Source organism: Oceanobacillus timonensis, from assembly GCF_900166635.1.
Classification (GTDB): domain Bacteria; phylum Bacillota; class Bacilli; order Bacillales; family Amphibacillaceae; genus Oceanobacillus; species Oceanobacillus timonensis.
In genome coordinates this window covers 2,826,077-2,838,228 of sequence record NZ_LT800497.1, presented here as the reverse complement: position 1 = coordinate 2,838,228, position 12,152 = coordinate 2,826,077, and the positions used below count along the sequence as shown (strand labels likewise).

The 12,152-nt window shown below is 40.0% G+C and carries 13 protein-coding genes; all 13 read left to right on the top strand.

Features of this window, described 5'->3' with window-relative positions; all coding sequences use genetic code 11:
• The first annotated feature begins 220 nt into the window (after positions 1–220).
• Positions 221–1,114: a tyrosine recombinase XerC gene (gene xerC / locus B7E05_RS13915; protein WP_080876314.1), complete on the top strand. Its 894-nt coding sequence runs from the start codon at positions 221–223 to the stop codon at positions 1,112–1,114.
• Positions 1,115–1,127: 13 nt separating this feature from the next.
• Positions 1,128–1,673 carry an ATP-dependent protease subunit HslV gene (gene hslV / locus B7E05_RS13910; RefSeq protein ID WP_080874767.1) on the top strand — a complete coding sequence of 182 codons (546 nt, stop codon included), beginning with the start codon at positions 1,128–1,130 and terminating at the stop codon, positions 1,671–1,673.
• 51 nt (positions 1,674–1,724) lie between these two features.
• Positions 1,725–3,122 carry an ATP-dependent protease ATPase subunit HslU gene (hslU, locus tag B7E05_RS13905; protein WP_080874766.1) on the top strand — a complete coding sequence of 466 codons (1,398 nt, stop codon included), beginning with the start codon at positions 1,725–1,727 and terminating at the stop codon, positions 3,120–3,122.
• A gap of 28 nt (positions 3,123–3,150) precedes the next feature.
• On the top strand, positions 3,151–3,930 hold the full coding sequence (gene codY / locus B7E05_RS13900; protein WP_080874765.1) for a GTP-sensing pleiotropic transcriptional regulator CodY: 780 nt from the start codon (positions 3,151–3,153) through the stop codon (positions 3,928–3,930).
• A 1,063-nt stretch (positions 3,931–4,993) separates the two neighbouring features.
• The gene (flgB, locus tag B7E05_RS13895) at positions 4,994–5,386 is read left to right on the top strand and encodes a flagellar basal body rod protein FlgB (RefSeq protein WP_080874764.1); all 393 of its coding nucleotides are present in this window, start codon (positions 4,994–4,996) and stop codon (positions 5,384–5,386) included.
• Between the two features lies 1 nt (position 5,387).
• Positions 5,388–5,840 carry a flagellar basal body rod protein FlgC gene (flgC, locus tag B7E05_RS13890; protein ID WP_080874763.1) on the top strand — a complete coding sequence of 151 codons (453 nt, stop codon included), beginning with the start codon at positions 5,388–5,390 and terminating at the stop codon, positions 5,838–5,840.
• A 22-nt stretch (positions 5,841–5,862) separates the two neighbouring features.
• A complete protein-coding gene (gene fliE / locus B7E05_RS13885; RefSeq protein WP_080874762.1) occupies positions 5,863–6,165 on the top strand; it encodes a flagellar hook-basal body complex protein FliE in 303 nt (100 codons plus the stop codon).
• Positions 6,166–6,341: 176 nt separating this feature from the next.
• Positions 6,342–7,955, top strand: coding sequence for a flagellar basal-body MS-ring/collar protein FliF (gene fliF / locus B7E05_RS13880; RefSeq protein ID WP_080874761.1), 1,614 nt, complete (start codon positions 6,342–6,344; stop codon positions 7,953–7,955).
• Between the two features lie 12 nt (positions 7,956–7,967).
• Positions 7,968–8,978, top strand: coding sequence for a flagellar motor switch protein FliG (fliG, locus tag B7E05_RS13875; RefSeq protein WP_080874760.1), 1,011 nt, complete (start codon positions 7,968–7,970; stop codon positions 8,976–8,978).
• On the top strand, positions 8,971–9,708 hold the full coding sequence (fliH, locus tag B7E05_RS13870; protein WP_179134542.1) for a flagellar assembly protein FliH: 738 nt from the start codon (positions 8,971–8,973) through the stop codon (positions 9,706–9,708). Before fliG ends, fliH begins: the two co-directional genes overlap by 8 nt.
• Entirely contained in the window at positions 9,705–11,015 is a 1,311-nt protein-coding gene (gene fliI / locus B7E05_RS13865) for a flagellar protein export ATPase FliI (RefSeq protein ID WP_080874758.1), read from the top strand. The genes fliH and fliI overlap by 4 nt, the downstream gene beginning before the upstream one ends.
• A 14-nt stretch (positions 11,016–11,029) precedes the next feature.
• Entirely contained in the window at positions 11,030–11,476 is a 447-nt protein-coding gene (gene fliJ, locus B7E05_RS13860) for a flagellar export protein FliJ (RefSeq protein WP_080874757.1), read from the top strand.
• A 5-nt stretch (positions 11,477–11,481) separates the two neighbouring features.
• Positions 11,482–12,144, top strand: coding sequence for a magnesium transporter MgtE N-terminal domain-containing protein (locus B7E05_RS13855; protein WP_179134541.1), 663 nt, complete (start codon positions 11,482–11,484; stop codon positions 12,142–12,144).
• Positions 12,145–12,152: the final 8 nt, after the last annotated feature.

Genomic DNA, 12,152 nt, shown 5'->3' with positions numbered 1-12,152 from the left:
GAAACAGTCGAACTTGTAACAGAAAAGACACAGCGTGATTTTTGCTATTCCTCCAACCATCCTTTCTATACTGGCTACTTTATTGAATTTTCTTAGCTGTAAGCACCTTTCTGAATTTTATTACAATTTAGTTAAATTTATTGCATTATGATATGGAGTGTGCTATGCTTTATCCGTTATACGATGATGAGGTGACTCGTTTGTGAATTTAACAACATATATGGATGAATTTATAGCGTATTTGCAAATTGAAAAAAATGCCTCACCGTATACTGTTCAATATTATCGGACGGATTTAGAAACATTTGGAGCTTTTATGCAAAGAGAAGAAGTAAACGATTTGAAAGATGTAAGCTACCGGGAAGTCCGGGTATTTCTTACAGAATTATATCAGGATGGATTAAGCAGAAGGTCCGTTTCCAGAAAAATTTCTTCGTTAAGGAGTTTTTACCGATTTTTGGAACGGGAAAATTTTGTGACGGAGAATCCATTTTCACAGCTTTCACTCCCTAAATCAGAAAAACCTGTTCCGGGCTTTTTGTATGAAGAGGAGCTGGAGAAGCTTTTTTGTGTGAGTGATGTGCAGACGGATTTAGGCCAGCGTGACCAGGCGCTGCTGGAAATTCTGTATGGTACTGGAATCCGTGTCAGTGAGTGTCAGCAATTGCGCTTGCAGGATATTGATTTTTCAATCGGAACTATTTTTGTAAAAGGAAAAGGGCGAAAAGAGCGTTATGTTCCTTTTGGCAGTTTCGCGGAAGCGGCTTTAGAAAAGTACCTGCTATACGGAAGAAAAAATTTACTGAATAAATCAAATAGCATAACGGAGAATGTATTTCTAAATGCAAGAGGAAACCCGATAACAACCAGAGGCATTCGAACTGTATTAGATAAAATAGTAGAAAAAGCTTCTATAAATATTCATGTACATCCCCATAAGCTCAGGCATACCTTTGCAACACATATGTTAAATGAGGGAGCTGACTTAAGGTCTGTACAGGAACTGTTAGGACATGAAAGTTTATCCTCTACACAAATATACACGCATGTTTCTAAAGAGCATCTGAAGAAGGCTTATATGAAAAGCCATCCGCGCGCAAATGATAAAAATTAGGTGAGGTGGATATATGGATTACGAGATGCATGCCACTACCATATTTGCAGTACAGCATGATGGAAAATGTGCCATGAGTGGTGATGGTCAAGTGACATTAGGTAACTCTGTCATTATGAAACATACCGCAAAAAAAGTGAGAACTTTATATAATGGAAAAGTTCTGGCTGGTTTTGCCGGATCTGTGGCAGATGCTTTCACATTATTTGAGAAATTTGAAGGGAAATTACAGGCTTTTCATGGCAATTTGACAAGAGCTGCTGTGGAACTAGCACAAGAGTGGCGTTCTGATAAAGTTCTCAGGAAGCTGGAAGCGATGCTGATTGTGATGAATAAAGAAAGTATGTATCTTGTCTCGGGAACAGGTGAAGTTATTGAACCGGATGATGGTATTTTGGCTATCGGTTCTGGAGGCAATTACGCCTTAAGTGCCGGCAGAGCATTGCTTCAAAAAGCCCCCGGGTTATCTGCTGCGGAAATTGCGCAAACTGCACTGGAAGTAGCGGGAGATATTTGTGTGTTTACAAATGATCAGATTACATTAGAAGTATTGGAATAGGATGTTGCGTTTCTACTTTTAATGAAATCGTGATAAAGGAGGACGCTTTTGATGACGGTGGACTTAACGCCAAAACAAATTGTGAATAAGTTAGATCGTTATATTATCGGACAAAAGCAGGCGAAAAAATCGGTGGCTGTTGCTTTAAGGAACCGCTACAGACGGATGAAGCTGGACGAAAATTTCCGGGATGAAGTTGTTCCTAAAAATATTTTAATGATGGGCCCGACAGGCGTAGGAAAAACCGAAATTGCCAGACGCCTGGCAATACTGGTTGGTGCGCCATTTGTTAAAGTAGAGGCTACAAAGTTTACAGAAGTCGGTTATGTCGGCAGAGATGTTGAATCCATGGTGCGCGATTTGGTAGAAAAAGCAGTCCGAATGGTAAAAGAGGAAAAGATGGAAGATGTCATGGACTTAGCAGAGCAAGAAGCCAATCAGAAACTTGTAAAATTACTCGTTCCACAAACGAAATCAAAAAGTTCTATGAAAAACCCCTTCGAAATGCTATTCCAAGCTGCGGATTCAGATGAAGATCAAGAGGAAGATGTTTCTGATGAAGAAACAGAAATGAAATCGAAAAGAAAGCGGACTGCGCACCAGTTAGCTTTAGGTGAGTTAGAAGACCATTATGTTTCTATTGAAATAGAAGAAATTCCGCCTTCCATGTTTGATATGCTGCAAGGTTCGGGAATGGAACAAATGGGGATGAATATGCAGGATGCTTTTGGACAGTTCATGCCCAAGAAGAAAAAGAAACGGAAATTAACAGTTTCAGAGGCGAGGAAAGTGTTGACCAAACAGGAAGCACAAAAGCTTGTCGATATGGATGAGGTCGCTCAGGAGGCAATTAAACGTTCGGAACGGGCTGGTATCATTTTCATTGATGAAATTGATAAAGTAGCCGGCAAACAGGAAGGGTCTGCGAATGTTTCCAGAGAAGGTGTGCAAAGGGATATCTTGCCGATTGTGGAAGGTTCAACTGTCACTACCAAACATGGAACGTTAAAAACCGATCACATTCTGTTTGTTGCAGCAGGAGCTTTTCATATGTCGAAACCTTCTGACTTAATTCCTGAACTGCAAGGCAGATTTCCAATCCGCGTAGAGTTGGAAAATTTAACAATCAATGAATTTAAACAGATTTTAATAGAACCTTCTAATGCTTTATTGAAACAATATAAGCAAATGTTGGAAACAGAAGGTATAAAACTTAAATTTACGGACGAAGCTATAGAAAGACTTGCGCAAATAGCTTATGATGTCAACCAGAATACAGATAATATCGGAGCGCGTAGATTGCACACAATCCTGGAAAAACTATTAGAAGACCTATCCTATGAAGCTCCTGATATTTCAATGACAGAAGTTGAAATTACGGAAGGGTATGTTGACGATAAGCTTTCGACGATTGCTCAGAACAAAGATCTCAGCCAATTTATACTATAATTTAAAATTTTGAATGGAGGACTATACAATGGATTTACTAACAAGAGCACGAAAAATTAACGCTATGTTACAAACAGCAACAGGAAAGTCGGTAAACTTTAATGAAATGTCAGCATCATTACGTGATGTGATTCGCGGGAACGTATATATAGTCAGTCGTCGCGGGAAACTATTAGGAGTTGGCGTAAACCAGGAAGTAGAAAATGATCGTATGAAAACGATGCTTGAAGAAAAGCAATTCCCTGAAGAATATACAGAAGGGTTACAAGAAATTCGTGAAACTACTCCAAACCTGGATATTAATAACAAGCACACGGTGTTCCCTGTTGAAAATAAAGAATTGTTCAAAGATGGGTATACGACAATCGTCCCAATTATTGGTGGCGGTGAACGTTTAGGAACATTAATTATCGGTCGTGTGAACGAAACATTTAATGACGATGATTTATTACTAGCTGAATATGGCGCAACTGTAGTAGGCATGGAGATTCTTCATGAAAAAACAGAAGAAATTGAAATGGAAGCCCGCAGTAAAGCTGTTGTACAAATGGCAATCAGTTCCCTCTCTTATAGTGAACTGGAAGCAATTGACCATATTTTTGAAGAGCTGAATGGAAAAGAAGGCTTGCTGGTAGCAAGTAAAATTGCTGACCGTGTAGGTATTACACGTTCTGTTATCGTTAATGCACTGCGTAAATTGGAAAGTGCAGGCGTCATCGAATCCCGCTCTCTGGGTATGAAAGGAACGTATATTAAAGTATTAAACGACAAATTCCTGGTAGAATTAGAAAAAATTCGTACACGGTAAACGGATAAAATAAAAAAGCTGTGAAGGAAAAAATTCCTTCGCAGCTTTTTTTCTGGGAAATGATAAAAACGAAACTTCATTTAGTGGAAGTTTTGATGCGCAAATGTTTCCGGAGCGGTTATATTAACCTGACAGCATTGGTAAGCGCAGTCTCTAGGTGTCGCGAACTTAATCTGCTGCTTTTTTCCGCTGAATGATTAGCCTGAGTGATTTAGGGAGTTAGCGCCCTTTATCTCCCGCCTAAATAAATGCATTTTTACTCTTTATTTGGAGACAGAATTTTTACGGGCGGTTTTCCGTGATCAAATGGTTTGCCTGTATATAACGATTTGCAGATAAAAGACTGCATCTGGCTCCAAGCGCTAAAAATAAGAGCCAACACGAGATTGCTCTACCTAGAGAGATGCTTAGTGACTGGCAAGCCAACGGGGATAGACAGAGCTAGAGTTGCACTTAAGTGCTGCGGAAAGCGACTTCCCGCAGCGGACATCTTTTTGGCAGGAATACCGGTATTCTAAAGACCAAGTGATTTTCTTGGTTTTTCTTAATGAAGTGAGAATTTAAAACAAAAAATAAGAAATTTCTACAGGTACATTATTCTTATGTTAAATTTTTCATGAGTATATTGAATTTGTTGCATAGAAAAGGTAGAATAAAAGAAAGGTCTAATTACCTGTTTTGAGAAGTGCTGAATATAATAAAATGGGTTATTTACCTATTTTCGAGGCGTGCATAGATAATTAGATTGGATAATATTGGGGGATTGAAGCAACAAGAATAATTATAAACATATAAAGGACCTTTGACCTGGTTAAAATGAACAGTTTTTTAATTTGTCAATTTTAATGTAGAAATTGCATAGACTTTGTCTAATACTTAATTTAGAATTAGTTCGTATCAAAAACATCATTTATGGGTGTCTTTCAGCAAATTCTAGAAATTAACAGATAATAAGCATGGAAAGACATGGATAACAACATTACTATGAATCGTTATTTCAGAAAAAGAGGCGGGAACTTTTGAACGCAAAATTACCAGATGAAAAAGAGGTGTAAAAGATAAAATGAATCTGTTTAGTGGAACGATTGATCAATTAGAAAATTCGATACAGTATGCTTCTGCAAAAAATAATGCTATTTCAAATAACATTTCAAATGCAGATACACCAAATTATAAAGCTGATCAAGTAACGTTTAAATCAGCTTTGGAAAATGAAATGGCCGGTCTTCAGACAAAAACAACCAATGAACGTCATTTGAATTCTAGCGGGGAAGATAACAAGCCGTACCGTATTTCAAAAGATACATCAACTACATATAATCATAATGGTAATAACGTCGATATGGATAAAGAAATGTCCGAACTGGCTAAAAATCAAATCTATTATAATAGTTTGATCGATCGTATGAATGGCAAATTTAACAGCCTGCAATCAGTTATCCGGGGAGGAAATTAAAATGTCTATCTTTCAATCAATGAATTCCAGCGCTAGTGGTTTGACCTCACAGAGACTGCGTATGGACCTGGTCTCTTCCAATCTGGCAAACGCACAGACAACCCGGGCAACACAAAACGCAGACGGGGAATTCGAACCATATCGCCGGAAAATGGCTACATTTGGAACGGGTCAGCCATCATTTAAGCAAATGTTAAAACATGCAGAAGGAAACAATGCTTCCGGCGGCGGTGTGCAGGCTACAAGTATTACAGAAGATCAGACACCGTTTGAACTTGTATATAACCCGGAACATCCGGATGCGAATGAGGAAGGTTATGTAGAAATGCCTAACGTCGATCCATTAAAAGAAATGGTAGATTTAATGAGTGCCTCCCGTTCATATGAAGCAAATGTAACAGCATTTAATGCGAGTAAAGGAATGCTGACGAAAACATTAGAAATAGGTCAATAAAAGGTAAAGGTGGTTGTACGAAATGAATACGATTGGAACAGGTCTCCCTCCGGTAAGCCGAATGGAAGAAGGTCAATCTTCGCAGTTAACTCCAAGTCAAGCGCAGAGTAATTTCTCTTCTATGTTAAAAAACGCTGTAGAGGATTTGAATCACATGCAATTGGAATCAGATAAGAAAACAGAAGGATTAGCTAATGGCAGCGTAGAAAACCTCCACGATGTAATGATTTCAGCCCAAAAAGCAAGTGTTGCATTGGAAACAGGTGTACAAGTACAAAGTAAAGCAATTGATGCATACAATGAAATCATGCGTATGCAAGTATAAGAGCTTATTTAAAAAGTCCCGGCACTTTTCAATGGAGCGAGTGATTACAAACGCTTGATACTGTAGTCAGCTCCTTTTAATTTGGAAACTTTTTGAATGAAACAATGTAAAAAGGCTTAATAAACCGGGACAAAATGAACAGTTTTAGAGTTTTGAATATAGTGAGGGTAGTGCATATGAAAGAGAAATTACAAAAATGGAGAGAGTCCACTTTTACTTTTTGGAAGTCCAGATCGAAGGGGCAAAAAGGGTCAATAATTGGCGGGGCTATTTTAATAGTGATGATTATCGCTTCTGTCATCTTCTTTAGTTCCACTACGAACTATGTTCCTTTATATAACGAGTTATCTATGCAAGAGGCTGGTCAAATTACAAGTGAATTAGATGCGAAAGCTGTTCCGTATGAGTTGGAAAATGGCGGAACTACCATTCTGGTTCCTGAAGGCGAAGATGATTCGTTACTATTGGAATTTGCTTCGATGGGGCTCCCGAACAGCGGAAGTATTGATTATTCTTTTTTTAGTGAAAATGCCTCCTGGGGTGTGACAGAGAATGAGTTCAGTGTGATGAAATTAGATGCCATGCAGACAGAACTTGGCAATTTAATCTCCGGGATTGAGGGCGTACAGGATGCAAATGTGATGATAAATATGCCTGAACAGCCTGTTTTCGCTGATGAATCAACAGGCGAGGCAAGTGTCGCTATTATGTTACATACACAACCGGGTTATCAATTTGAAGGAAATCAGGTAGAGGGACTATATCACCTCGTTTCAAAGGCAATCCCCAATTTGGATTCCGAAGACATTATGATCATGAACCAGTACTTTGAATATTATGACCAGGAAACGCAATTAGCCGGCGGGCAAAATTCCTATTCGGATCAGCAATCGATTAAAAAAGATGTTGAGAAGGATATTCAACGCAGACTACAACAAATGCTCGGAACGATGGTAGGAAATGAAAATATTGTTGTTTCTGTTACGGCAGATATTGATTTTTCTCAAGAAAACCGAACAGAGGAAATAGTAGAACCTGTTGATTTGGAAGCAATGGAAGGACTTCCTGTCAGCTTAGAAACGATTCAAGAGTCTTACACTGGTCAAGGAAATCCGGAAGGTGTTGCTGGTGCTGGAGACGAAGATGTTGCCAATTTTCCTGCTGAGGAGGGAGAAGGCGAAGACGGAGATTATGAATTAGACCGGGAAACCATTAATTATGAGTTTAACCGCATCCGCAGTGAAATAGTAGAAAGTCCCTACCAGGTCAGAGACCTTGGAATACAGGTGGCTGTGAACAGTGCAAGGCAGGGCGAAGATGGTGAAATGGAATTTTTGAATCAGCAGGAACAGACAGATGTGCAGGAAGGCATCGATTCTATCTTGAATTCAGTCATCGAAACGTCAGTTGATGGAGATTTACAAGAGGAAGATGATGTAGCAAATACGTCGATTGTTTTCCAGGAATTCAGCACTTCCGGTGAAGAACAAGAAGAACCATCCGGCTCAGGAATTCCAATATGGCTTTATATTGTCGGTGGTATATTACTTATTGCCATTATTGTATTGCTATTTATGCTCAGAAGAAACCGGACAGAGCAGATGTGGGAAGAAGAAGAAATACAAGAAGAACAAGCCGATGTGACAAATCAGGAAGAAGAACCAGTTATTCCCGACCTTCCTACAGAGGACTCGGAAGAAGTTATCAGAAGGAAGCAACTGGAGAAAATTGCGAATGAAAAACCAGAAGAATTTGCAAAGCTGTTGCGCAGCTGGATGAATGAGGATTAGGAGGTACGAGTTATGGCAAGAAAAAATACGTTGACAGGCAGACAGAAGGCAGCCATTCTTTTAATCTCATTAGGTCCGGATGTATCCGCACAAGTGTATAAATATTTATCAGAAGAAGAAATTGAAAAACTCAGTTTGGACATTTCCTCCGTAAAAAAAGTAGATTCCAATTTAAAAGAAGATATATTGGATCAGTTCCATCAAATTGCTGTTGCACAGGACTATATCTCTCAAGGGGGAATAGGGTATGCAAAAACAGTTTTAGAAAAAGCATTTGGAAAACAGGAGGCATCCAGCATTATTAATCGGCTGACTTCTTCTTTACAGGTGAGGCCGTTTGATTTTGCAAGAAAGGCAGACCCGCAGCAGGTGTTGAATTATATTCAGGGAGAACACCCGCAAACCATTGCGCTCATCCTTTCTTACCTGGATGCGGAACAAAGCGGTCAAATCCTGTCTGCGTTGCCGAAAAATGTCCAAGCTGATGTGGCCAGCAGAATTGCTACCATGGACTCTACTTCTCCGGAGATAATCAGCCAGATAGAGCAAGTGCTGGAGAAAAATATCTCTTCTTCTATGACGGAAGATTATACGCAAACCGGCGGCATTCAAACAGTAGTTGAAGTATTGAATGGCGTGGATCGCTCCACTGAGAGAACCATTTTAGAGACGCTGGAATCGCAGGATCCGGAATTAGCAGAAGAGATTAAGAAAAGAATGTTTGTGTTTGAAGATATTGTGACATTGGATAATCGTGCAATACAGCGAGTAATCAGAGAGGTAGTTAACGATGACTTGCGTTTGTCTCTTAAAGTAGCAAGTAATGAAGTGAAGGATATTGTTTTCCAAAACATGTCAGAACGGATGGTAACCACTTTTAAAGAAGAGATGGAGTACATGGGGCCGGTACGGTTAAAAGATGTCGAAGAATCACAAACAAGAATAGTGAATGTCATACGCGGCCTGGAGGAAAAAGGAGAAATTGTTATAGCACGGGGCGGAGGAGACGATATTATTGTCTGAACATAAAAAGCAAATTGGAATCAAGCCAATTGAGTCTATCATTCCTCCGGTGACGACCCCTCCAGAAAATGAAAAAGAAGTGCACCGGCAATTATCTGAGAAGATTTCTTTCCAAAAAGAAGAACTGGCTTCGATTGAACGAGAGCAGAAAAAACGGAAAGAAGAAGCGGATAATCAGATAGAAGAAGCACGGAACAATTGGGAAACACAAAAACAGGAATTAATGGAGAATGCACAGCAACAAGGTTTTCAAAAGGGATATGAGGATGGAAAACAAGAGGCTTATCAGCAGTTTAGGGACAAACTGCAAGAAGCGAACCATATCATTGATATAGCCAAAGAGGACTATCATCAAACCTTAGAGAAGCAAGCTGAAAGTATTGTAGAGATAGCCATGGCAGTAGCGAATAAGGTGTTACATAATGAACTGAAAGAACAGCCGGTTTACATCAAGACATTAATCGAAGAAGCACTTAATGAAGTCAGATCTCAACCGGTCATCGTTATTGTCGTTCACCCGGAATACTATGAAGAAGTTCATTCCCATCAGGAAGAACTGCAGCGACTAGTCGGGGAAGAAACCAAACTCTCGATTCATGCCGATACGGACATGCAGCCGACAGATTGTATTATCCAGTACCCGCACGGCCAGATAGAAACAAGTGTAAACACACAACTGGAAAGTATTCGTGAATCGTTAATGGAGTATGTCATGGAGGATGTACAATGAACAAAGAGGCGTTGATTTCCGTTATAGAGAAGACGGTTCCGTATAAACGGTTTGGAAAAGTGATACGCGTTGTCGGTTTGATGATTGAGTCAGAAGGTCCGGCCGCGAACATCGGTGAGGTTTGTTATATTCATACGAGCGCGGGCAGCAGTGAACCAATATTAGCTGAAGTGGTAGGGTTTCAAAACGAAAAAATCATTTTGATGCCTTATCGGGAAGTAAATGAAGTAGGTTCAGGCTGTTTAGTGGAGGCAACCGGCCATCCGTTAAAAGTAAAAGTTGGCCGGAGTTTGATCGGTCAAGTACTGGACCCTTTAGGGAAGCCGCTTTTAGATGGCTTCCCTCTTCCCAAGGGATTAACAGGATATCAAACGGAGCGAAAACCGCCTAATCCCCTCTCCCGCCCGACCATTAGGGAGCCGATACAAGTTGGCGTCCGGGCTATCGATGGACTTCTATCCATGGGAGTTGGCCAGCGTGTTGGTTTATTTGCAGGCAGCGGCGTCGGCAAAAGCACCCTGCTTGGAATGATTGCCAGAAACAGCAGCGCTGATGTGAACGTTATTGCCCTTATTGGCGAACGGGGAAGAGAAGTCCGGGAATTTATTGAACATGATTTAGGAGAAGAAGGCTTACAAAAATCGATTATTGTTGCGGCAACCTCTGACCAGCCTGCTCTTATGCGAATCCGTGGTGCATATACCGCTACAGCAATCAGCGAATATTTCAGGGAACAAGGTTTGCATGTGAATTTAATGATGGATTCTGTTACGCGGGTTGCTATGGCGCAAAGAGAAATTGGTTTAGCGATAGGAGAACCGCCAACGACAAAAGGGTACACACCGAGTGTATTCTCCATCTTACCAAAGCTCTTGGAGCGGGCAGGTACCGATGAAAATGGTTCGATAACAGGTTTTTATACAGTGCTTGTTGATGGGGATGATATGAACGAACCGATAGCAGATGCTGTCCGGGGAATATTAGACGGCCATATTGTGCTGGACCGGAAAATTGCCGAACGGGGACAGTATCCTGCTATTAATGTTCTGAAGTCTATCAGCAGGGTAATGAATGTTATCGCAACAGATGAACATAAACAAATTGCTGCAAGGTTAAGATCGCTTCTTGCGACCTATGAAGAAAATAATGAATTAATCTCTATCGGAGCATATAAAAAAGGAACAAATTCCGAAATTGACTTAGCTATAGCGGCATATCCATCTATTGTTTCTTTTTTAAAACAAGGAGTCTATGAGCGCGTGAGCCTTGCAGAAACAATACAGATGATGAAAAACCTGGTGGATTAAAGGAGTTGTATTAAATGGCTAAGATATCCAGTCTTACTAAAATACGAGATATGCATGATAACGAGAGACAGGTAGCTCAAAAGGCTTTTACAGCGTCGCAAGAAACGTTCGAACAAATTGCAAAAGAACTGTACAACTTGTTGAAGAAAAAAGAAATGGCGGAAACTTCCTTTGACAATGCTGTTCAGGCATCGACGTCGATTGAAAAAATAAAGGAGCAATCTGCTTATATTGAAAAATTGACAAACCAGATTCAAACGGTACAAGTTTTGGTACAAAGAGCAAGGAATGATATGCATTCGAAGCAAACAAAATTGTCCGAAGCTTATATTGAATATAAGAAATATGAGAAGATTATTGATTTGAAAAAAGAAGAAACACAAGCAATGATAAGGAAACAAGAAGCTGATTTTATGGATGAAATGTCCATGCAACAATTTCTGAGACAAAACCAAAGGTGAAAATGATGAAAAATAAAAAACAAAGTGAAATGGAAACGGACGTTCAAAAGTCCTCCGGCGGTATTTTTATGAAACTGTTTTTAATAGCGATGCCCCTTCTCATCCTGGTTGTCATTGTCGTTTTTGTGTTACATATTGCCGGATTTAATACATTGGATTGGATAAAAGAACGGGGGCAATCTGTTCCCGTGGTTGGAGAAATGTTTACAGACGAATCCGGCGGAACTGGTGAAGAAGTAAGCTCTGAAAACGACTTGGACGTACTGCGGAACCAAGTGGAGAGCAGGAATGAAATGATTGATAATAAAGATGAACAAATCCAGGAACTTGAAGAAACGATTGCTGATTTAGAAACGCAGGTAAGCAGTTTAGAAGAAGAGATGGATGAAATGGACGAAGAAGCGGAAGAAGACACAGAAGAAGATAACGGTGAACAGCAGGATGGCGAACAGGGACAAGCAGAAGCGGGCGCTGCAACGGAAAAAAGTTCGATGACCAGAACATTAGAGGGTATGAAAAGTAAAGAGGCGGCTGCCATTTTGGAAAATATGGAAAACGATTCAGCCATTACGATTCTAGAAGAAATGTCTACAGGTGATCGTGGCGATATTTTACAGGAGATGAATGTGGAAGCAGCGACTACTTATTCGCAAATGTTAATGGACTGATTCCTTAT